20 protein-coding genes are annotated in these 22,234 nt (G+C 36.4%); 8 read left to right on the top strand and 12 right to left on the bottom strand.

The features are described 5' to 3' along the window. Positions 1–20 precede the first annotated feature (20 nt). Together QPK98_RS06990 and QPK98_RS06995 are read right to left on the bottom strand one after the other, a co-directional pair. Positions 21–1,160, bottom strand: a complete 1,140-nt coding sequence (locus QPK98_RS06990; RefSeq protein WP_310992393.1) for a hypothetical protein — start codon at positions 1,158–1,160, stop codon at positions 21–23. A gap of 461 nt (positions 1,161–1,621) precedes the next feature. After that, the gene (locus QPK98_RS06995) at positions 1,622–3,325 is read right to left on the bottom strand and encodes a T9SS type A sorting domain-containing protein (protein WP_310992394.1); all 1,704 of its coding nucleotides are present in this window, start codon (positions 3,323–3,325) and stop codon (positions 1,622–1,624) included. Between the two features lie 531 nt (positions 3,326–3,856). Here QPK98_RS06995 and QPK98_RS07000 point away from each other — a divergent pair. From QPK98_RS07000 to QPK98_RS07030, 7 genes are all read left to right on the top strand, one after another. Next, positions 3,857–5,722 carry a histidine kinase gene (locus QPK98_RS07000; protein WP_310992395.1) on the top strand — a complete coding sequence of 622 codons (1,866 nt, stop codon included), beginning with the start codon at positions 3,857–3,859 and terminating at the stop codon, positions 5,720–5,722. A gap of 3 nt (positions 5,723–5,725) precedes the next feature. After that, on the top strand, positions 5,726–6,484 hold the full coding sequence (locus tag QPK98_RS07005) for a LytR/AlgR family response regulator transcription factor (protein WP_310992396.1): 759 nt from the start codon (positions 5,726–5,728) through the stop codon (positions 6,482–6,484). 552 nt (positions 6,485–7,036) lie between these two features. Continuing rightward, positions 7,037–8,293: a hypothetical protein gene (locus QPK98_RS07010; RefSeq protein WP_310992397.1), complete on the top strand. Its 1,257-nt coding sequence runs from the start codon at positions 7,037–7,039 to the stop codon at positions 8,291–8,293. A gap of 298 nt (positions 8,294–8,591) precedes the next feature. Beyond that, the gene (locus QPK98_RS07015; protein WP_310992398.1) at positions 8,592–9,557 is read left to right on the top strand and encodes a lipocalin-like domain-containing protein; all 966 of its coding nucleotides are present in this window, start codon (positions 8,592–8,594) and stop codon (positions 9,555–9,557) included. A gap of 751 nt (positions 9,558–10,308) precedes the next feature. Then, positions 10,309–10,758: a hypothetical protein gene (locus QPK98_RS07020; protein WP_310992399.1), complete on the top strand. Its 450-nt coding sequence runs from the start codon at positions 10,309–10,311 to the stop codon at positions 10,756–10,758. A gap of 158 nt (positions 10,759–10,916) precedes the next feature. Next, positions 10,917–11,768, top strand: coding sequence for a hypothetical protein (locus QPK98_RS07025; protein WP_310992400.1), 852 nt, complete (start codon positions 10,917–10,919; stop codon positions 11,766–11,768). 139 nt (positions 11,769–11,907) lie between these two features. Beyond that, the gene (locus QPK98_RS07030; protein WP_310992401.1) at positions 11,908–12,276 is read left to right on the top strand and encodes a DUF4870 domain-containing protein; all 369 of its coding nucleotides are present in this window, start codon (positions 11,908–11,910) and stop codon (positions 12,274–12,276) included. Between the two features lie 118 nt (positions 12,277–12,394). Here QPK98_RS07030 and rimO read toward each other — a convergent pair whose 3' ends face one another. Then, the gene (rimO, locus tag QPK98_RS07035; protein WP_310992402.1) at positions 12,395–13,696 is read right to left on the bottom strand and encodes a 30S ribosomal protein S12 methylthiotransferase RimO; all 1,302 of its coding nucleotides are present in this window, start codon (positions 13,694–13,696) and stop codon (positions 12,395–12,397) included. A 239-nt stretch (positions 13,697–13,935) separates the two neighbouring features. Between rimO and QPK98_RS07040 the strand changes: the two genes are divergently transcribed. Further along, positions 13,936–15,834: a S9 family peptidase gene (locus QPK98_RS07040; RefSeq protein ID WP_310992403.1), complete on the top strand. Its 1,899-nt coding sequence runs from the start codon at positions 13,936–13,938 to the stop codon at positions 15,832–15,834. Between the two features lie 123 nt (positions 15,835–15,957). On the opposite strand, the gene ftsY is transcribed toward QPK98_RS07040, so the two are convergent. The 9 genes from ftsY to QPK98_RS07085 all read right to left on the bottom strand — a co-directional run bounded on the left by ftsY (position 15,958) and on the right by QPK98_RS07085 (position 22,229). Next, a complete protein-coding gene (gene ftsY, locus QPK98_RS07045; protein ID WP_310992404.1) occupies positions 15,958–16,911 on the bottom strand; it encodes a signal recognition particle-docking protein FtsY in 954 nt (317 codons plus the stop codon). A gap of 211 nt (positions 16,912–17,122) precedes the next feature. Then, positions 17,123–17,275: a DUF4295 domain-containing protein gene (locus tag QPK98_RS07050; RefSeq protein ID WP_310992405.1), complete on the bottom strand. Its 153-nt coding sequence runs from the start codon at positions 17,273–17,275 to the stop codon at positions 17,123–17,125. 8 nt (positions 17,276–17,283) lie between these two features. Next, positions 17,284–17,466: a 50S ribosomal protein L33 gene (rpmG, locus tag QPK98_RS07055; RefSeq protein ID WP_310992406.1), complete on the bottom strand. Its 183-nt coding sequence runs from the start codon at positions 17,464–17,466 to the stop codon at positions 17,284–17,286. A gap of 27 nt (positions 17,467–17,493) precedes the next feature. Then, a complete protein-coding gene (gene rpmB / locus QPK98_RS07060) occupies positions 17,494–17,733 on the bottom strand; it encodes a 50S ribosomal protein L28 (RefSeq protein WP_310992407.1) in 240 nt (79 codons plus the stop codon). A 78-nt stretch (positions 17,734–17,811) separates the two neighbouring features. Beyond that, on the bottom strand, positions 17,812–19,059 hold the full coding sequence (locus tag QPK98_RS07065; protein ID WP_310992408.1) for a competence/damage-inducible protein A: 1,248 nt from the start codon (positions 19,057–19,059) through the stop codon (positions 17,812–17,814). Between the two features lies 1 nt (position 19,060). Then, a complete protein-coding gene (locus QPK98_RS07070; RefSeq protein WP_310992409.1) occupies positions 19,061–19,402 on the bottom strand; it encodes an Hpt domain-containing protein in 342 nt (113 codons plus the stop codon). Between the two features lies 1 nt (position 19,403). Continuing rightward, entirely contained in the window at positions 19,404–20,015 is a 612-nt protein-coding gene (locus tag QPK98_RS07075; protein WP_310992410.1) for a fumarylacetoacetate hydrolase family protein, read from the bottom strand. 7 nt (positions 20,016–20,022) lie between these two features. Next, a complete protein-coding gene (locus tag QPK98_RS07080; RefSeq protein WP_310992411.1) occupies positions 20,023–20,796 on the bottom strand; it encodes an exonuclease domain-containing protein in 774 nt (257 codons plus the stop codon). Between the two features lie 116 nt (positions 20,797–20,912). Further along, entirely contained in the window at positions 20,913–22,229 is a 1,317-nt protein-coding gene (locus QPK98_RS07085) for a dihydrolipoamide acetyltransferase family protein (protein WP_310992412.1), read from the bottom strand. Between the last annotated feature and the right edge of the window lie 5 nt (positions 22,230–22,234).

Below are 22,234 nucleotides of genomic sequence, written 5' to 3' on the forward strand. Positions count from 1 at the left end.
TAATTTATTAATATCTGCGTTTAACCTCTTTCAAATAACTCGGTACAAGGCGTATTTATAAAAGTGAGATTTGATGATTCATAATTTGGATTTTCTGATTGCGAATGGAGCAATTTACCATATACACCACAAGAAGCTAAATCTTTAAACTCCGTATTATGGATGTTAAGTTTTGCACTATAATAAAGATAAACTGCTCCCTTATTGGAACTAGGGTTTTCTCCTGCACCACTTATTTTTGCATAACCAATCTCGTTCATGGCATTTGCTCCTGCAATTGAAATATTTTCCCAATATTCGGCGCCGGGGTTTTCGCCGCGTATTATTATGGGCATTGTTTCTGTACCCACTAACTTTAAGCCTCCTTCCTGCACTTTAATGGAACTTCCAGAAGCCATCTCTATTTCTACCCCTGGCTCCACAGTTATTGAACCCCCTGTTCCAATTCCTAAAGTTCCTTGGATAACATATGGAACATTTATGTTCTGCCAGATATGATTTTCACCCAAGGCTCCACCATTAGTAATAATTGTAACTTTATCTATTTCATTACCTGTAAAATCATTGGATGCTGAGATTACATCAGCATTCGTATAGGTCATTATCAGAGGCTGTACGTTTTCAGTAAAGGTATTGTTCTCTAAGGTTACTTTTGACCCCTTAATCGCCGTAAAGGCAGTTCCTTCGCTATGACGAATGCTAGAGTTATTCATGATAAGTGCACCTCTATTATATACGATTATACTAGACTCACCAATTCCATTATAAGTTTGACCCCCACTATGGCTAATATCAACATATTCCATAATACCGGTATTGTTAGTAGTTATAAAATTTAGACCTTGCCACCACCCAGGACTAGGTTCTGTTCCTCTCATAATAATTCGTTTATCAGCCGTACCCACAGCTTGAATGGAAGAGGTTCCATGGAATCGAAGACCAGCATCAGAGCCAAATTCAATTACCACTCCAGGCTCGATAGTCAGTTTGCCCTTTACCTGACCTCTACAGTTGATAATATAATCTACTGGTGCGTCTGGATTGTCCACGAGTGTTACATCTTCCTCAAGAAGTGAGCAATCTAGCTCAATTGGTGGAGCTAGGCCTGCTGGACTTCCAGGGCCATCATCACTGGAGCAGGAGACTACTAATAGTGACATTGTACATACTGTTAAGAGTAAAATTTTCTTAAATGGATTTTTCATGATATTTTTCATAATTTAAAATAATTTAGATAGGGAGTCAATGCAAACATACCTTTAGATATAAACAATTTAAACTCCTAGTTAGCATTTGGTGGGTATCACTTAGAATTCGGTAAAAAGCCAAAAAAACTTCCCGAGAAATAGTTTTTCAAGGAAGTTATTTACATTTTGCTAATTAATGAGCCTCCTAATTTTTTTCAACTTCCATAGCGTAAAATGTATTTAATATCCCTCAAAAAAAATCTTCCTGAGAAATAAATTCCTCAGGAAGATTTGACATTTGGTTAATTAGTAGGAGTTTATTAAATCCCCTAATTCTCTTTAAAGTAAGTATTTTTAAGGACCTCCCTAGAATTGCATCATGCTTCACAATGACAGAGGGAGGTTCTTAAAATACTAATCAAACAATCATTCTTCTATTTTTTAATGATTTTATAAGTTCCTATTTCGTCATTCACCTCAACTTTCATTACATATACACCTGAAGCAAGAGATGAAACATCTATAGATTGCCTTTCCTTTTCTGGAAAAAGCTGCATTACTTCCTGACCCAACAAAGAGTATATCCCGACCTTTTCAATCGTGTTTTTCGCTGAAAGATTTAAATTATCTCTTGTTGGATTTGGATAAAATGTGAAACCTTCTAAATTATTTTCTTCAACACTCAAAGTAGATTTGGAGTCAAAGTAAAGATTATAGCCATTATTAACAGCCGTACTGGTACCAGCAAATGCTAAACACGGCAACCCATCACTAGTTTCGGCAACAGCAGAGGAAAAACCTTGAAATACGTCTATGCCATTGTCTGATACGGGTTCAAAAGGATCAAAATCACTCCCGTTATATGTTCTTACGCGGTTAACATTATCTGCTGAGCCGTCTTTCCTTTCTCTCACATAAGAGGTCTGGATTCTTTCAAGACCGTTAGCTTCCCTACTGATCCAACTATCAAATTGAACTATATTATAATCTGGCGTAGTGCTTACATAGCCGATCGAAACAAAGGGATCTTCATTTTCCCTTTTGTAGGCCCTTCCGGTAAATTGATCTGAACTTCCCGCATCACGACCAGAGGCTACTATTAAAACATTATCGTTTGCAGCTAAATTTCTGGTCGCTCGGATAATTGGGTTTTTAATTTCTTTTAACGTTCCTTCCTCAACAGTTTCTGCTATTCCCCCCCATGAACCAGGGTCATTATAATCCAAATTTGGCCGAGCATATAAATTTCCAGAACCAAGCCCTAAATATGTGGTGTAACACGCACCGCCCTGACCATAGGCAAAGGCAATTTCTCCCAGATTAGCGCCAGGAAGTGCTGTCTCATCCACCCAACCAAAACCATAACTACCAGCTGTACTTCTAGCGGAATAAATTTTAGGGCTACCGCTATTATCTCTTGTATAAATAGCAAAAACACGTTGTGCATCTGTATCTATGGGATAATTGCGATCTACACTAAAGTCCGTGACATCAGAAGTTGTAATACTTTGAAAATCATATTCTCCAGTTGCCATATTCCATCTCAGTACTTGAAATACACCATTTTCAAACATGGAAAAGACTGATAAATAATCATCTCCCTCACCGTCAATGGATATCACTTGGATTTTTGCAAAGTAAGAATTGTTAACATTAAGCTCTTTCCATAACGCAAAAGTGTTACCATGATCGGTAGATCGGTAAATATACAACGCGGAATTATCTCCAATATAATTCTCATAGGCAGCAATATAGATATCACCATCAAGTGTAGCATCCATATCGAGCCCATCTATAAAACCTTCACGCAATAACAGATCCGTATCCCAATCTTCCGGTGATCTTTCAATAGGTTCTGAATCTTGCGCACTTATTTCAACCTCTATTATTTGTGGCCCATTCCCTGGAGCATTAATAGGTTTATATAGATTGGCAATTTCTGGATTTACCTCCTGCCATGCATTCTTAATGGCTATGCGGTTGGCATTTATCTGGGCAGCAGTACCATTGTTTTCCAATGCTTTGGCCTGTTGATATAAGGCTTCAAGTTCGGGTGTTCTATCAGGTATCGTTAAAGAGCTTCCTGATTCTTCTGATTGTGCAAACCCGGTAATAACAAAGAGTGTACACAATATCAAAGTAATTACATTTTTCATAATTTCTGCTTTTAAAATAATTTTAGTTTAATTAACATCGATTAATTAGGAAGTTGATTTAAACAAATCATAATCTGAATAAAAAAAATAGCATTCAGTTAGTATTGTAAATTTTAGATCGATGACATTTTACAAAGTGCTTCTCGACTCAATAATACATATTTGTAGAATTTTAATTACAGAGCAAACATAAGCCTAGATATCAAGGTTTTAAACACACAACTAGAATATGGCAGGTTTCAATTAGTATTTGGTAAACAGCAAAACAATTACCGAATACTAAGTAAAAGCATCCGTTTGCTAAAAACCTATAGAATTTAACGTTAAGAATGTTATTTTAGTAAACTGATGAGAGCTTTCCTTCTAATAGCACTAATTTTTTTAGCCAGTTTGACCCAGTTGTACAGTCAAATTGTGGCCGATTCTATTGTTAATAAGCTCGCGTTAGTTAATAATCCAAATGTAGAAGTATTGCGAACAAACACGGAAACAAGTTTTGAGCAAGCAAGAAGGATGAATTCATGGAAACCTTATGACTCCAGTTTCGTAGATGAGCCGAATGTTACAATATGGTTGAAATTTGAACTTGAGAATAAATCAAAAGATACAATCCAGAGTTATTTTTTTATTAAAAACCTATCCTTAACTACATATCACCAAAATGTTGAGGGTTTTAAAGTTTCAAAAAACGGCGCACGCTACTCCCGCTCAGAACGCAGTAATAAATCTGAGTATAATTTTACCCAGATTACTTCACTTCCATTCCAAAAATCTTTTGTTTACATAAGCCTAGAAAAGAGCAATAACAATTTAGGAACATATTACCCTTCCCTCTATTCTCAAATAGGATATTGGCAGTTTTCCAAACACACTAGGGAAAGTGAATCAATGTCCATTGGTTTTTTATTTATCTATATCATTGCGCTTTTAACCATTTTTATGTTTGCCTTGGTATTCTGGCTCAAGTTGCGAAAAAAACTTTATATCTATTATTTGGGATATTTGTTTTTCCAATTGGTTTATGGTTTGGAAGTTCTTCGTGCCACGACCTCAACAATAGGAAATATCGCTGAATATTTTCCCAATTTCTCCTTGAACTTCTTTCAATCAGCTCAATTTACCTTTATAGGTTTCTATATCTTTTTTATCAATAATCTCCTGACAGTAAAAAAATATGATAAATTACTTGCAAGAATTCTTCAGTACTTAGGGCTTTTCTGCTTTGCTTATGCCATATCAAAATTTGTCCTGAATAATATTACCACCCAAATGTTTGAATATACACTCTTTGTTATTGTTCGATCTATAATTCTTCCTATAAACCTAATATTGATTTTTTGGATCATAATTAAAGTAAAGCATCCATTGCTTAATTACTTTATAATAGGACAATCCTTCTTTTTTTTAGGTGCGGTGGTGGCCACAATGCTCGGGAGTAATCTCATAGATCATTCAACTACTATTGGCCAAATATTAAATTTTAGGCAAGCCCCAAATGTTATATTTGAAATGGGACTGTTAGCAGAGGTATTTTGTTTTTCACTGGCATTGGGACAAAATGTTCTTTTGCTTCAGAAGGAAAAGGAGAAAACTCGTGAAAAATTGATTGTGCAACTTCAAGAAAACCGTCTTTTACAAGATGAAATGAATCGAGATTTGGATGTAAAAGTAAATCAAAAAACCGAAGAACTCATTCAACTTTATACTGAACTGGAAAAAGAAAGAGCGCAAAAAATAAAAGACGATTTTACGCAAAGAATAAAGGAGACAGAAATGGTGGCACTGCGCTCACAAATGAACCCACACTTTATTTTTAATAGTTTGACCGCTATAAAATACTTAATCATGGATTCTAGAAATGAATATGCCATTGATTATCTGGACGATTTTTCTAGCCTGCTTCGGGGAATACTGCAAAACAGTAACCGTAAAAAAATTACGGTAGAAGAAGAGTTAGAGATTTTGGAGTTGTATCTTTCTTTAGAAAAAAATCGTATGGGTGAAGAGTTAATTTACGATATTCAATGTACCTCAAAAGAAGTATTATCGCAATATGAAATACCACCGTTACTGCTACAACCCATTGTTGAGAATGCCATTTGGCACGGCTTGCACCCAAGTTTAAGGGCAGAAAAAAAATTAAAAATAGTTTTTGATACTACAGATGTTTTAAAAATTATAATTGAAGACAACGGTATAGGAAGAAAAGAAAGCAGCAAAAAGAAAAAACTACACAACGCTATGGGTGTAAATATAGTGCATGACCGATTGACACTTTACAACCACTTAAACGACCATTCTATTCGCCTAAACACTATAGATATTATAGAGGATGGCAAGGCTTTGGGCACTAGAGTGACACTAACCTATAAATACTAAATTATGATAAAAGTAATTATAATTGACGACGAAGCTCACTGCACAAATGTGCTACAGAGTTTAATTGAAAAAGTACATTCAGACTATACTATCACAGGTGTTTTTACCAATCCGCTACAAGGGTTGGAATTCATTAAAAAGAATCCGCCAGATTTGTTATTTCTAGATATTGAAATGCCAAACCTCAACGGATTTACATTACTAGATAATCTACTTCCTATAGATTTTGACGTTATTTTCACTACAGCCTATGATCAATATGCCATTAAAGCATTTAATTACAGTGCCATTAATTATTTATTAAAACCAATTACCGAAAAAAACATCGTAAAAGCGCTGTCTAATTGGGAAAAACGTCGGAAAAAAACCAGTAGCCAGCAATGGAAATTGTTGCAAGATCAATTAGCAGACTCAGTGAAAGAAGTTTCCCAAATAGCATTGCCCACGGGAGTTGGTTATCAAATTGTAGAAATTGAAAATATTGTTCGCTGCCAGTCAGATAGCAATTACACTAATATTTTTTGTAAGGACGAAAACAAAGTTTTAATTAGCCGGACATTAAAGGAAATACAAGAGCTTTTAAAAGACCACGGTTTTTTAAGGGTACACCAATCACATTTAATAAACCCTCAATTTGTAAAAGGGATTTTAAAACACGATGGCGGGAGCTTAATTATGAGTGACGATCTGGAAATACCCGTTTCCAGACAGAAAGCCAAACAGATTAACGAAATTTTAGAAACGATGCTTCGGTTTAAGTAAGCGTCACAATTGCTATAATTATTACCCACAAGAAAAACCAAAGATAGATTCTTGTGACATTCACAATTCTTGTATCTAATTAGAACATAACTATCTTTCGATTGTTAGGTAAAGAATCTCTTCTGAAATATAAAACATCACCATTTCCTAATTTGCAAGAATGTAAGTTCAACTCAAATTAAATCATTAAGAACTAGCCCCAATGATTAGCCAAGTCATTGATATACCTATCGTAACAAAACAAATCACTTCTTACAAATGCATCATTTGGAAACCTCGATAAATAATAATTAATCTAGGTTAGGATAAATCGAATTGTAGGAAAAATCCTGAATACTAAGTCAACCTCTCCCAATACTCATAAGACCATACTAAACTATAAATGGGTCTTGTATGGAAGTATTCGGAATATAACTTTATATCCTATTTAGTTTCAAATTTATATTTAAAACCTAAAAAACGAGAACGAGATTGACTTTAATAATTAATTGAATCTTCTATTTACCTTGTTTATCTGTTTTAAATAAGTGTAACAAAAAAAATCTATAAAAAATGAAAAATTTTCCATTTAAAATTAAAACCTTACTATTCCTACTTACGGTCAGTACAATAATTATTAGTTGTAGTAGTGACGATGATGCTGTTGACCAGCAAACAATAGAACCTTTGGTGTTAGATTGTAGCAACATTACAGAAGCAATGACGCTCGAAAACCGTGGTGAAGGAATAGATTATATATGGCCGTGCTACGTAACAGTGGAGGCTCCCTTAACTATTGAACCCGGTGTAACTATTGCTTTTGAGCAAGGTGGTGGCTTAGAAATTAAAGACTACGGCTCTCGTACTGGTGCCTTAACTGCTATAGGAACAGATGAAATGCCAGTTGTATTTACAGGAACTAATCAAGCTCCCGGAGCATGGAAGAATATTTATATGAATTCCGGAAGTATAACCAATCAACTTTATCATTGTATAGTAGAATATGCTGGTAGTTCTGATGGAAGTACCGCGGCTCTAACCACATCAGGAGGTAGTAAGGTAGAAATACAGCACACCACAATTCGCAATAATAAAGAAAATGGAGTTTACGTAAGTCCTTCAGCAAACATAGATGGTTGGAAGGCTAACACCCTTAACGATAATCAAGGGTATCCATTGGAAATCGCAGCAAGAAAAATAAAATTTCTTGACGGAGCACAAAGCTCTTATGCAGACAATGGCCAAAATCAAATTTATGTAAACTCTAGATCAATATATAACCGAGGTTTTATAGAGGATGAAGTGAACGGCCCATTGCATACTTGGTTAGACCCGGGAATCCCTTATTTTATAGATGAAAATATATTTGTAAGACAAGACAGAGGAAATGATAAACCAGGTCACCTAAAAATAACAGAAGGATGCCAAATTATCTTTGCAGAAGAATACGGTATTCAAGTAAGTTATAACAATACTATTTTACAAGTTTTAGGTACTCCTGACAATCCAGTAAACTTTTCTGGGCAATATGGTGCAGGTAGCTGGAAAGGAATTAATATAAAGTCAAGCAACAGCAACATTAATACAATTGAAAATGCAACTTTAGCAGACGCAGGACAATCTCATTGGGATTGGTTTAACAAGAAAGGTGGGCTTTCTTTAGGAAGTCAAACTGGAGAAACAATTTCTCTAAGTGTGACTAATTTACACATTGCCAATAGTGCAGGATGTGGAATTATTGAGCGAAAAATCAGTTCCGCTTCTAATATAACCTATGATAATGTGACCTTTAGCGATATTGCCGGAAGCGATTATTGCGTGGAAGACTAGATAAAGAAAAATTATAAGTGAGTAGGCCCCCAGTCACACACGTGATTGGGGGCTTCTTAATAGCCATTGGAGGTTTTAGAAAATCAAAGATACCAAGAGCTAAATTCAAGTTATATCGATTAAGGGATTATATGCCGAAAGAGCCATCCAAGCCTTTACCATATACCTAATTCTAAACCAAAACTACCAAATACTAAATGGCTATTGTATCTTTTCTATTAGGTGAATAAATTTGACCATAACACCTCCCTTCCATTATTTTAAGATTAGATTACCTTAACTCGAAACAATTTTAACTATGACAATATTTCAACCAAAACTAAAAGCGCTATTGGTTTTACTACTACTAGGTACTTTTCTTTTTAGTAACACAGCTTCTGTTGCGCAAAGTTTAGAAGGAAAATGGATTCCTCCGGGTGAAAACGGAATAGTGATGCAATTTACCAAAGACAGTTTGATAGTTTATAATTTGGAAAATCGCATCGATGCGAAGTCTTATAATATTAAAGGCAATGACATCAATATAGGTGCTGACCCGGTAATGATATTGCAGCTTGTAGCCCCCAACCGGTTGCGTTTAAAAAAGGAAGAGTCAAACAGTTCAAAGGATATTCTACGGCTTAAACCAACAAAAACGAAATTAACCAATGCCGAGATTGAAAAAATAGATTTCTATTTCTCTCAGGATGAGAGTAAAAAATCATTTAGACTTAATAAACCAAATGAGGGATCAGATAAAATATTCAAATTAGAGAAAATAGATTCCACCTACTTTTTTTCCCAATTCAGCAACAACAAAAGAAGAAAATCTGCTCCCATTAAGAGTATAACCACTAAAAAAATTGTAGTCAATCTTTCACCTGAAAAATCGATGACTTTGTTGGGAAAAGATGCTGATAACAACACGATGAAAACCAATGCTGTTTCTGCCTCTATTGGGGAGTTAACCCTTGCAGAAGCAATCATAGGCAAATGGTTTTATAGCCGCATAGAAGGACGTCCGTCTTTATCAGACTGTACTAAAAAAACCTTTTTCCAATTTACAGAAGATTTGATTTTTGAGACAAAGCCGTATGCCAAAAACTTTAATAACGAAAATTGTGTGGCAGGAGCTCTTATAAATGGAACCTATAAAGTTATGGATGATAATCAAATCAAGGTGACCCAAAATGGCAAAACTGAGACTTGGAAAATTAACACCATTACAAAGACAAAACTCGCCTTAGAAAGAAATGGTAGTACACTTACGCTTAAAAAAGAATAATTTTCTTTTTTAATAAAAATCAATTTTGAGTCTAAAAATGGGAAAAAGAAAGATATTTATCAGGGTTCTGGTACAATTGTTCTAAGCCCTAAACGAGCTATGGGAGTTTATAAAGAAAAGTAGTCTGTTTATAAATTAGTCGTATCCGACTAAGATATAAGACCGCTGCGCTGAAAGACGTAAGACGTAAGACTAGCTTTTTTAATAGATTGAAAACTAGATAAAATTGATTAAACATACTTTTTAATTGATAAATTTTGATGCTAAGTATGATAGCATGCTGTCATTAAATAAAAAATACTCTAATTGCCTATTATCTGTGACTCAACAAATTTTCTCACTCTTTTAATCGGACACTAATATTTATAAATATAAATGATATTCAATAATTTGCACTTATCAACTAATCTGACCTACAATTTAACTTAGGGACGAGTTTTGGATTTTGATACAAAAAACCATAAATATTTAAGTAAACCTCCAGCCTTGTTCACGGCTGGAGGTTTTATATAGCCTGAACTATAAAAGAGTGTTTTTTACCGAATTCTAATTCGAATATTCCAAATACTCAAAATACTGAACCAAGGGCTGATCGGGTCTTGTACGGTAGAATCAGAATCATATTTTTGTATGAGGTTAGCTATATACAATCAATAGTCTTCGCCGCCTCTGCTTTTAAATTTTATAAAAGTATAATTGATAGTATTATTTTACTCATAAAAATTATTCCTAAACAAAAATATTATAAATCATGAAAAAAGCAATATTATTCTCTGGAGTTCTATTCTTCCTGCTAACGACGATGCCGTCTTATGCACAGAAAACCGCCAAAAAACAGAAAAGTAAAACCAAAATAGAAAAAATTCAGAAGGTTCCTGCAACCAAAACAGAAAATAAAGGCATAGCAACGCCAGATCATTGGCATAACAGCAAAACTAGGATTGAAAGAACTCCTTCACATTTGTATTTTAATAATGCTGCTTTTCAAATAAAACGCAATGATAACGGCTTCGACCTTTATAAAAAAGGCACGTCCAGCGTTTATGCTAAGTTAGTGGCTACTCCAAAAAAAGGCGTATACCGCTATACTTCTTCAACTAAAAACGGCGCCGCTCATTTTGATGCTAAAGGCAACCTGATTATGAAATATTTAGATAATGATAGCGGTAAAACGAAAGAAATACAGTTTCAATCAAACTAGATTATTTTTGCATACCACTAACTATTAAAGTTTTAAAAGTTAAAACCTAATTCTAATTAAAAACCTCCAAATACTAAATTCGTATTGTTATCTATCCTATTAATTTATATTTCTCGTATATTTAGGATGCAAGAGAAACTGTTTAAAATCAAATTATTATGAAAAAGACTTATATACTTACATTAACAACATTACTTCTATTCCTCTTTATTGCCCCCGTACATGGACAGCGCGGTTTTATTAAACGAAAAATTAAGAAGAAAATAGAACGGGATATGCGAGAAGAGCATGCCGAGCCCCAACGCGAAAAAGGTAAAAAAGCCCTTGAGGATATTACTTATGAAAACGATACTCGCTACCCAATTCCAGAAAACCCGGTACAGGCAACTCTGGCCATGGAAATGAAAAGTTATAAAAAAAATGGCAAGCTAAAAGAAACTAACACTACAAAAATGATCTTCGGTAAAACCGGTGAATGTATGATCATGAACGAAGGCGATAAAAATGAAACCCGAATGCTTTTTGATTATGAGGGAGCTGCCACTTATATGGTCAATGAAAAAGAAAAGACAGCCATGAAAATGCCGATGATTAATTTTCAGAAAATGGTAGAAAAGATGGCCGAAAGCCAAGGCGATATAGACGATGATAATGGTCAGTGGGAACGAACTAATGAACAAAAAGAAATTAACGGCTACAACTGCCGTAAGTACATTTATCTTAACCCAAAAGAAAAGACCAAGATGTATGCTTGGGTAACCCAAGATATCAGCCTTGATTTAAGTGGAAACCATCTTTTTGGTGGACAGATTAGAGATTTCTCTACTGAAACCCCTGCAGAGATGGATGAAAACTTTCCTAGAGGAATGATGGTTCGCAGCATTTATTTTGACAAGAAAAGAGATAATCCAAGTATGATAATGGATATTACGGATTTTAAAAAATCATCCGATCCAAAATATTTTGATCTAAGTGATTATGAAGTAAACGATATTCTGGGTAAACTCTAAATATGGAAAGTTAAAATATAGCTTTTTATATAGTAAAAATGATGTTGTGTTTTAAAACGCAACATCATATTCTGAATCGTTCTAATAAAGAACTATTTTTTAAAAAATATTACATCATTATATTTTAAATAAACAAATCATGAACGAGGAAACCAATACACAAAATCAGTCGAAAACACCTTCTAACAGTGTGGAAGAAGGAAAAACTACAGCGATTATTGCCTATATCACAATCTTCGGACTGTTGATTGCTTTTATAATGAACAACGATAAAAAGAACACATTTGCCGCTTACCATATACGTCAATGCATTGGCTTAGGCGCGGTAGGTTTAGCCTCCTACATAATCGGAAAAATTCCTTATGTTGGTTGGATAGCATCACTCTTAATAGGCTTATTATTAATAGTGCTATGGGTAATTGGACTGATTGGCGCACTAAACGGACAAGAAAAGCCTGTTCCCGTTTTAGGTGAGCAATTTCAAGAGTGGTTTAAAGGAATAGGCTAACATGAGATGGGTGGTATTCAAATTGAAAACGAAATTGAAATTGAAGAGTAAGGAAAACCATTCCTCATCGAAGCTTTGCGTCTTCTCCCCATTAGGTAACAACCTTTAATTTTGAACCTTAAACCACTTCCGCATACAGATCAAAATCTTCTGCGGCGGTAATTTTTACCGTAAAGAATTCCCCGGTACGCAGGTATCCTTCTTCTGCATTTATTAAAACCTCATTATCAACATCGGGGCTATCAAATTCTGTTCTACCAACAAAATAACCACCCTCTTTTCTATCTATTACCACTCTAAACTCCTGCCCGATTTTCTGTTGGTTCAATTCCCAAGAAATTTGAGATTGAATCTCCATAATCTTGTTGGCACGATCCATTTTTATAGCTTCTGGTACATCATCTTCTAAATTATAGGCGTGTGTATTTTCTTCATGGCTATAAGTAAAACAACCCAAGCGTTCAAAACGCATTTCCTCAACCCATTGCTTTAAGGTTTCAAAATCTTCTTCGGTTTCTCCAGGATACCCAACAATTAGTGTCGTTCTAATAGCCATTTCGGGAACCGCTGCCCTAAAATCCTTTAACAGCTTAGTAGTTTTAGCTTTCGTGGTGCCTCGACGCATTGACTTCAAGATTGAATCTGAAATATGCTGCAACGGAATGTCTAAATAGTTACAGACTTTAGGTTCGTCTCGCATTACATCTAGAACATCCATAGGGAAACCCGTTGGGAAAGCGTAATGTAGCCGAATCCATTCAATGCCTTCAACCTTTGCCAATTTTTGGAGTAATTCGGCAAGGTTTCGTTTTTTATATAAATCTAAGCCGTAGTAGGTTAAATCTTGTGCGATCAAAATGAGTTCCTTCACCCCGTTTGCGGCCAGTTTTTCGGCTTCGGTCACCAAATCTTCCATTGGTGTACTTCGGTGTTTACCGCGCATAATTGGGATAGCACAGAAGGAACACGGCCGGTCGCAACCTTCGGCAATTTTAAAATAAGCGTAATTCTTCGGAGTAGTTGTAATCCGTTCCCCTATCAATTCGTGCTTGTAATCTGCCCCTAAAGCCTTTAACAATCCAGGAAGTTCGGTAGTGCCAAAATATTCATCTACATTCGGGATTTCCTTTTGCAAATCTGGTTTGTAGCGCTCGGATAGACAACCGGTAACAAAAACCTTATCTACCACGCCCTCTTCTTTTTTATTGACATATTCCAAAATGGTATTCACACTTTCTTCCTTGGCATTGGCTATAAAACCACAGGTATTTATCACCACAATATTGCCTTCCTCCTCATGGACAACTTCCTTGTTGCTGGCGCGCAACTGCCCCATTAAGACTTCACTATCATAAACATTCTTAGAGCAACCTAAAGTTACTACATTGATTTTGTTCTTTTTTAAGGTTTTGGTACGCATGGAGGTTTTTGATTTTAGATTGCCTATTTACGAATTCAGGGTTTTGAATTCAAAAAGGTGTGCAAAGGTACAACCATTTTAAACTATTTCAGCATTTTACGTACAAAGCTGAATGAAAATATTGGGAATCAATCATTTTAACATTTCAAATCTGAAATCTTCAAAACCCGCCATACACGCACACACTGCAACATATTTTAAGTAACTTTACATTTAATACTAATTCAATTTAAGTACTGATGAAAAAAATAACGTTTCTGCTGGCTTTTCTATGTGCCGGCGTTTTGTTCGCCCAAAAAACAATGACACCTGAACTATTGTGGCAGGTAAAAAAAGTAAGTCCGATTGGAATTTCCGATAACGGTGAAGTATTATTCTACAAGGTCACCTCACCAAATATGGAAGCCAATAGCTTTGACTCTAAATATTACGCAATGCGGGTTTCTGGCGGTAATTTTGCCGAAGTTACGGAAGAAGAAGTCAAGGTTGCCGATAAAAACCTTTCGCCAGACGGCAAATACCTATTAATGCATAAAGCAGTTCATGTGAAGGACGTTGCAGCAACTGATATTTATAGCGACCTCCCCAAAAGCGATGCCTATGTTTATACTTCTTTAGATTATCGTCATTGGGACACCTGGAATGATGGTAGTTATGACCATGTTTTTTATAAAGATGTAAAAACCGGTGCCGAAACCGATATTACTCCAGGGCAACCCTACTATACACCGCAAGCTCCGTTTGGAGGTGATGAAGACTATATCTGGGGACCAAAAGGGGAACATATTTATTATGTAAGTAAAAAGTTGGCAGGTACTGAGTATGCAACTAGTACTAATACCGATATCTACAAATTTAACATGGCTACTAAGCTAACTGAAAATGTTACGGAAGAAAATAAAGGTTACGATACCAATCCTGCATTTTCAGAAAAAGGTGCACTGGCTTGGCTTCAAATGAAAACTGATGGTTATGAAGCCGATAAAAACGACATTGTAGTTTTACAAGACGGTGTTAAACAAAACCTTACGGCGCAATGGGACGGGACTGTGAGCAGTTTTATCTGGGCCAGCAATAGTAGAGACATCTATTTTACCGCTCCAGTTAATGGAACCAAACAGCTTTTTAAGGTAGATCATCCCGGAAAGACTAGAAAGATGCCGGTTGTTGAACAGCTTTCTAAAGGTCAATTTGATGTTACGGGTATCGTTGCGGAAAACAATGGTAACCTAATCGTGACCCGGACAGATATGAACCACGCTACCGAAATTTTTAATTTCAACCTAAAAGACAATACTTTTAAACAACTCACGCAGGTAAATACCGATTTTTATGGGAAATTAGATCTGCCAAGAGTTGAAAAGAGAATGGTTACTACCAAAGACAACAAGCAGATGTTAGTTTGGGTTATTCTTCCTCCTAATTTCGATAAAAACAAAAAGTATCCAACCCTTTTATATGCACAAGGTGGACCTCAATCGCCTTTGTCGCAATTTTATTCTACCCGTTGGAATTTCCAGTTAATGGCTTCGCAAGGCTATATTATTGTAGCACCAAACCGTCGCGGAATGCCAGGTCATGGTGTTGAATGGAATGAAGCCATTAGTGGCGATTGGGGTGGCGGTGCTATGCAGGATTACCTAGATGCCATTGACGATGTTGCAAAAGAACCCTATGTAGACAAGGATCGTTTGGGAGCTATTGGCGCTAGTTTTGGTGGTTATTCGGTATTTTGGTTGGCCGGAAACCACGAGGGGCGCTTTAAAACTTTTATTGCCCACGATGGAGTTTTTGATACGCGCTCTATGTATGGAACCACTGAAGAGTTATTTTTTGTAAACTATGATATGGGCGGTGCATACTGGGATAAGGATAACAAAAAAGCCCAAAAAGCCTTTAATGAATTCAATCCTATCTCCTACGTTGATAAATGGGATACTCCAATTATGATCATTCAAGGTGGAAAAGATTACCGTGTACCAATCGAACAAAGTTTGGAAGCTTTTCAAGCCGCACAATTAAAAGGGATAAAAAGTAAACTGCTCTACCTTCCAGAGGAAAACCATTGGGTTTTACAACCACAAAATGCCCTAGTTTGGCAAAGAGAGTTTTACAGTTGGCTGAAGGAAACGCTTTAAATAGACGTAAGTACTAAGACCGCTTTGCTGATAGATTTTAGACAAAACGGTAAATAAAGAATTAAGCCACGAATTCATAAATATTTATGAATTCGTGGCTTATTGTATTTTTGAAAGGGTTATTTATTTGAAAAAAGAGTCAACAAACTCAAACTTGTTAAACACTTGAAGATCTTCCATTCCTTCTCCTACTCCAATATATTTTACTGGAATTTGAAATTGGTCACTAATGCCGATTACTACACCACCTTTGGCGGTACCATCTAGCTTGGTTACTGCTAAGGAAGTTACCTCTGTAGCTGCGGTAAACTGTTTAGCCTGCTCAAATGCATTTTGACCTGTAGAACCATCCAAAACTAGAAGTACGTCGTGGGGTGCATCTGGAATTACTTTTTGCATTACACGCTTCACTTTTGTCAGTTCGTTCATAAGGTTTACCTTATTGTGAAGTCGGCCGGCAGTATCAATAATAACAACATCTGCATTTTGGTTTACGGCACTCTGTAGCGTATCAAAGGCAACGCTTGCCGGATCACTGCCCATGCTTTGTTTAACAATGGTAACATCAGTACGGTCTGCCCAAATTTGTAATTGATCTATTGCCGCTGCTCGGAAAGTATCGGCCGCTCCAAGAACAACCTTTTTTCCAGATTTCTTAAATTGATACGCAAGTTTACCTATAGTGGTGGTCTTCCCTACCCCGTTAACGCCAACAACCATCATTACATATGGTTTTTTGTTTTGGGGAACTTCAAATTCGGTGGCGTTTCCAGAATCTATCTCACTTAAAAGACCCGCTATTTCTTCACGTAAAATCCTATTGAGCTCATCGGTTCCAAGATATTTATCTTTAGCTACCCGAGCTTCAATTCTATCAATAACCTTTAGGGTTGTGTTTACGCCAACATCACTAGATACCAACACCTCTTCAAGGTTGTCTAAGACGTCGTCATCAACCTTGCTTTTACCTGCAACGGCTTTGCCCAGTTTATCAAAAAAAGAAGTTTTCGACTTTTCTAGACCCTTATCGAGTGTTTCTTTTTTCTCTTTGGAAAATATTTTTTTAAATAGACTCATGTTTCAGTGGTCAATATTCAGTATTCAGTAAAATTAATTGAATTTTTCACTTTACAAAGATTAAAAGCCTTCAAAATTTATTTCTCAAGGCTTCGGCTACCATTAAAACCGTGAAGTTCTCTCTTTATAACTTGAGGAATGAAAAGACTTAGCAATAATACGAAAAGCCACCTTCGTAAAAAAGTGGCTTTAGTATACTATTTTAAGCTGGTTATTTTTTATTCAACCAGTCGTTCACCATTTCTGGAGCCATAATAGCTTCAGTAAATGTGTATGCCCCTGATTTCTCAGATTTAACCATTTTTATTGCTTTGGTTAAACGCTTTGAACCTGTTTGTAACGATGCTACTGATTTCTTTGCCATGACTTATATTATTTAATCTCTTTATGAACCGTCATTTTCTTAAGAATAGGGTTGAATTTTTTCAACTCCATTCTATCCGGTGTATTCTTTTTATTTTTGGTAGTGATATAACGGGAAGTTCCTGGCTTACCAGTTTCCTTATGCTCTGTGCACTCCAAAATTACTTGTACTCTATTTCCTTTTCTAGCCATTGTAACAGACTTTATTGATTATTGCAATTATTTAGTTAAAAAGCCTTTTTTGCGAGCTTCTTTCATAACCGCAGAAATACCTTTTTTATTGATGTCTTTTATAGCTGTAGCCGAAACTCTCAGCGTTACCCACTTATCTTCTTCTGGAATATAAAAGCGTTTTTTAAGTAGGTTTACATCAAACTTACGTTTGGTTTTATTCATCGCGTGCGATACGTTATTTCCAACCATCGCCTTCTTTCCAGTAAGTTCACAAACTCTTGACATTTCTTTAACTTTATTTAGTTATTTTTTAAACAGGGTGCAAATTTAAGTAATTCTTTTGGTATGCACAACAAAAGAAATTTAGTTTTTTGAAATTTCTTTTAAAAGCATTTCAAAAGCCTTGTTAATGGTCTTTTCAATAACGCGATAACGATCGTTCCCAAAATTAAATTTTTGCGAAACAACACCTCTTGGAGCAGCAATGGCAATACAAACCGTACCTACCTCATCTACGCCATCACCTTTTGTAGGGCCAGCAATTCCCGTTGTAGCAATTGCATAATCGGTATTAAATAGTTTTACAGAATTGGCTGCCATACTTTCTGCTACTTCAAGGCTCACTACTGAATGCTCTTGAATTAAAGCTTCAGGCACACCGAGTAGTTTTGTTTTTAGTTCGGTTTTATAAGGTATAATGCTTCCTAAGAAAAAAGCGGAAGCGCCGGCCTCTTCAGTAATCTGCTTGGCAATTGCTCCACCAGTACAGCTTTCCGCCAAGCTTAAGCTTTGTTCCTTCTGGGTTAGAATATGAGCAATTCTACCAACAATTGTAGTTTCGTCTTCAAATCCTATCGCAATATCTATAAGCATATTATAAAGCACTTCCATTTGGCTGTCTATACTTTCTCGCAATAAGACTTCGTTTTCACCACTGGAGGAGAGCCGCAGACGCACCTTTCCCAAAGCGGGCAAATATGCCAGTTTTATATCAGCCGGCAAATTAGTTTCCCAATCTTCAATTCGTTCCGCTATGGCACTTTCGCCCATGCCATAGGTCAACAGGGTTTTATGATAGATAAAAGGGCGTTTAAACCGGGATACACTTCTAGGCAAGACCTCTTCTTTTAGCAAATACCTCATTTCGTATGGCACGCCGGGCAATGACACAAAAACAGTTTCATTCCGCTCCATCCACATTCCCGGAGCCGTGCCGTGAAGGTTGTTTAGCACAGTAGCTTTAGATGGCACCATAGCCTGTCTAAAATTTGCCGGCAAGGGATTATTAAGCTGATATTTTTTAAAGAGTTGCGCTATATTCTTCCTTACATTTAGATCTTCAACTAAAGTATCATCAAAAAAATGACAAAGGGTCTGCTTAGTTACATCATCCTTGGTGGGCCCAAGACCGCCAGTAATTATAATGAGGTCCGCTCGTTTTTCAGCAGCTTCAAAAGCATTTAAAATATGGTCATGATCGTCTTGAACAGTACTAACCTGAAAAACTTTAACGCCTATCTGGTTTAGCTCTTTCGCAATAAATGCGGAATTGGTATCAATAATCTGGCCGATGAGGATTTCATCGCCTATGGTTATAATCTCTGCTTGCATGCTATAGTTGGAAGTCTTTTCTCAGCTCCTTAAAAACATGATTTAATGTAGAATTTACATTTTCAAGGTGTGACATTACTGAGGCTTTATTTTTGGAAGTTTTAGACCAGGACTCAATACTGGTAATATCTTTTAGGATATCTATACCGAACATTTCAATATTCGGTTTCATTTTATGAGCAAATTGGTATGACAGTTTTCTATTCTCGTTATGAATGGCCTCTTCCATAGCGCTGAGATCAGCAGGGATTTCCTCAAGAAATGTTTTTGCTAAAATCACTAAGAAATCATGGTCTCCATCAGCAATCTCCTCCAGGTTTTCTCTTGAATAATAGGTTGTCATTTTATTTTACTTTTATGGAAAACATTTCAGTGTCATCAATAAAACCTGTTAACACATCATTCCTTTCAACTTTTCCCACACCAGCAGGAGTTCCAGTAAATATAAGGTCACCAATCTTAAGTGTAAAATATTTTGAAACATATTCGATTAAAGCATCTATTTTCCACATCATCAACATAGAATTACCGGTTTGAACAACTTCACTGTTGCGTTTTAACGAAAAGTCTATATTATTCACATCGTCAAAAACTTCTTTATCAAGAAATTTACCCACAACAGCAGCACCGTCAAAAGCTTTAGCCTTTTCCCAGGGAAGTCCGTTTTGTTTTAGTTTTGCCTGTAAATCCCTAGCGGTAAAATCTATCCCTAAGCCAATTTCATCATAATATTTATGGGCGAATTTTCGGTCTATGTGCTTTCCTATTTTATTGATTTTAACCACGAGTTCAACTTCGTGATGCACCTCATTTGAAAACTCTGGGATAAAAAAGGGTTGCTTCTTTAACAAAATTGAAGTATCTGGTTTTAAAAAAACAACAGGCTCCGTTGGTTTTGCACTATCGAGTTCTTTTATATGGTCCGCATAGTTTCTACCAATGCAAATAATTTTCATATTCCTTCTAAAGTTTTGTATTCAATTTCTGAAGTCGGATTCGCGTTAACACTTGTTTTGTGTATAATGGAAAGTCTGCATTTAACAACCATCCAAAATATCCTGAATCTTTTTCCAAGATATCGGTTACCAATCTTCCTTTGTATTTTCCAAATGAAAACACCTCTACCCCATCTTCATTATAACTTATAAATCCAGCAAAGTCGGCATGATTTCTATGCGCACTGAAATCGGCCAGGTAGTTTATATCATTTTGCAAATCTGGATATTTATCCAACTGCGATTTTAAAACCTCATAAGTAGCGTTTGTATCTGCCGCTGCACTGTGGGCATCTTTTAGATCTTTATCACAGTAAAACCTATAAGCCGCTTCTAGGGTGCGCTTTTCCATTTTATGAAAAATAGTTTGCACATCTACTGCACGTGCTTTTTTCATATCAAATTCCACCTCGGCACGCAGCAATTCTTCAGCCAACAATGGAATGTCAAAACGGTTGGAGTTAAACCCGCCAAGGTCACTATCTTTAATCAACCCGTAAACTTTTGTAGCCAACTCCTTAAAAGTTGGTTCATTAGCCACCATTTCATCTGTAATTCCATGTATTGCAGAAGATTCTGCGGGAATTGGCATTTCCGGATTCACACGCCAAGTATAGCTTTCCTTATTGCCGTTAGGAAACACTTTTAGAATGGCAATTTCCACAATTCTATCTTTTGCCACATTGATTCCTGTGGTTTCAAGATCAAAAAAGCAGATTGGTTTATTTAAGTTGAGTTCCATTGTTTTTGTATTATTTCAACAAAGATACTTTGTTATTGATGTTGTAAAAAAGGTATAAAAAGAAAGAGGGATCTTGAAACTCAAAAACCCCCTTTTTTTATTGTTAATCTTAAATATTAAATCTCTCTATCTAGGTTCCAGTCTTCCAAGTAGTCGGCCACTCGTTTTACAAACTGTCCTCCTAAGGCACCGTTTACAACTCTATGGTCATAACTGTGCGAGAGGAACATCTTATAGCGAATGCCAATAAAATCGCCTTCCGGAGTTTCAATAACCGCAGGCACTTTTCTAATGGCTCCAAGTGCCAAAATACCAACTTGTGGCTGATTGATTATGGGGGTCCCCATGATACTGCCAAAGGTTCCTACATTGGTTACCGTATAGGTTCCTCCTTGGATATCGTCTGGTTTAAGCTTATTCTCACGCGCTCGAGTTGCAAGGTCGTTTACCGCTTTGCTCATTCCGAGTAGGTTTAACTGGTCGGCATTTTTAATTACCGGAACAATCAAGTTACCATCTGGCAAGGCTGCGGCCATACCAAGGTTTATATTTTTACGCTTAATAATTTTATCACCATCTACAGCAATATTCATCAATGGGAAGTCTTTAAGAGCTTTCGCCACTGCTTCCATGAATATTGGGGTAAACGTTAAGTTTTCGCCTTCGCGTTTTGCAAATCCAGCCTTTACTTTCTTTCTCCAATTCCAAACATTGGTAACGTCACATTCCACAAAAGACTGAACATGAGCAGAGGTTTGCGTACTTTCAACCATATGGTGCGCAATAAGCTTGCCCATTCGGGTCATTTCTACAATCTCATCACCGCCATTGACCGAAACCGCAGCTTGTGGTTTTGGCGCTTCTTTTTTGCTTGTAGCGGCAGCGGCTTTTGGAGCGGCATCCTGAGTTTTTTCAGAAGTACGATTTTCAACATACGCCAAAATATCATTCTTGGTTACCCGTCCATCCTTTCCTGTTCCTGAAATTCCGTCAAGTTCTGCTTGCGCAATATTTTCCTGGGCCGCAATATTTTTTACCAAAGGCGAATAAAAACGATCGCCCGTATTTTCTATTTGTGTTGTTTGTTTTGCCGCCTCAACCTGACTTTCAACTTCTTTTACTCCGTCAGCCTCAGCTTTATCAGTTTTTGGTTCAGGTTTTGCATCTGATTCCGCGTCTTCAGCAACACCACCTTCCGTTTTAATAATGGCGATTGTTTGCCCTACTTGAACTACATCATCAACGCCAAAAAGTTTTTCAACCAATACACCATCTACCTCACTAGGCACCTCGCTATCTACTTTATCAGTAGCAATTTCTAGCACGGCCTCATCAGCTTCAATGGAATCACCCACTTCTTTTAGCCAGTTTGTGAGCGTTGCCTCTGCAACACTTTCGCCCATTTTAGGTAGTTTCAATTCAAAATTTGCCATAATAT

It is taken from the genome of Aequorivita marina (genome assembly GCF_031631895.2).
Lineage (GTDB): Bacteria > Bacteroidota > Bacteroidia > Flavobacteriales > Flavobacteriaceae > Aequorivita > Aequorivita marina.

Excerpts from the sequence above, each read along its gene's own strand:
- QPK98_RS07075 (WP_310992410.1), bottom strand. The coding sequence starts at position 20,015 with ATGAAAATTATTTGCATTGGTAGAAACTATGCGGACCATATAAAAGAA.
- QPK98_RS07005 (WP_310992396.1), top strand. The coding sequence starts at position 5,726 with ATGATAAAAGTAATTATAATTGACGACGAAGCTCACTGCACAAATGTG.
- rimO (WP_310992402.1), bottom strand. The coding sequence starts at position 13,696 with ATGCGTACCAAAACCTTAAAAAAGAACAAAATCAATGTAGTAACTTTA.
- QPK98_RS07025 (WP_310992400.1), top strand. The coding sequence starts at position 10,917 with ATGAAAAAGACTTATATACTTACATTAACAACATTACTTCTATTCCTC.
- QPK98_RS07000 (WP_310992395.1), top strand. The coding sequence starts at position 3,857 with ATGAATTCATGGAAACCTTATGACTCCAGTTTCGTAGATGAGCCGAAT.
- QPK98_RS07040 (WP_310992403.1), top strand. The coding sequence starts at position 13,936 with ATGAAAAAAATAACGTTTCTGCTGGCTTTTCTATGTGCCGGCGTTTTG.
- QPK98_RS06990 (WP_310992393.1), bottom strand. The coding sequence starts at position 1,160 with ATGTCACTATTAGTAGTCTCCTGCTCCAGTGATGATGGCCCTGGAAGT.
- rpmG (WP_310992406.1), bottom strand. The coding sequence starts at position 17,466 with ATGGCTAGAAAAGGAAATAGAGTACAAGTAATTTTGGAGTGCACAGAG.
- QPK98_RS07010 (WP_310992397.1), top strand. The coding sequence starts at position 7,037 with ATGAAAAATTTTCCATTTAAAATTAAAACCTTACTATTCCTACTTACG.
- QPK98_RS07080 (WP_310992411.1), bottom strand. The coding sequence starts at position 20,796 with ATGGAACTCAACTTAAATAAACCAATCTGCTTTTTTGATCTTGAAACC.
- QPK98_RS07085 (WP_310992412.1), bottom strand. The coding sequence starts at position 22,229 with ATGGCAAATTTTGAATTGAAACTACCTAAAATGGGCGAAAGTGTTGCA.
- QPK98_RS07015 (WP_310992398.1), top strand. The coding sequence starts at position 8,592 with ATGACAATATTTCAACCAAAACTAAAAGCGCTATTGGTTTTACTACTA.
- QPK98_RS07065 (WP_310992408.1), bottom strand. The coding sequence starts at position 19,059 with ATGCAAGCAGAGATTATAACCATAGGCGATGAAATCCTCATCGGCCAG.
- QPK98_RS07030 (WP_310992401.1), top strand. The coding sequence starts at position 11,908 with ATGAACGAGGAAACCAATACACAAAATCAGTCGAAAACACCTTCTAAC.
- QPK98_RS07020 (WP_310992399.1), top strand. The coding sequence starts at position 10,309 with ATGAAAAAAGCAATATTATTCTCTGGAGTTCTATTCTTCCTGCTAACG.
- ftsY (WP_310992404.1), bottom strand. The coding sequence starts at position 16,911 with ATGAGTCTATTTAAAAAAATATTTTCCAAAGAGAAAAAAGAAACACTC.
- QPK98_RS07070 (WP_310992409.1), bottom strand. The coding sequence starts at position 19,402 with ATGACAACCTATTATTCAAGAGAAAACCTGGAGGAGATTGCTGATGGA.
- QPK98_RS07050 (WP_310992405.1), bottom strand. The coding sequence starts at position 17,275 with ATGGCAAAGAAATCAGTAGCATCGTTACAAACAGGTTCAAAGCGTTTA.
- rpmB (WP_310992407.1), bottom strand. The coding sequence starts at position 17,733 with ATGTCAAGAGTTTGTGAACTTACTGGAAAGAAGGCGATGGTTGGAAAT.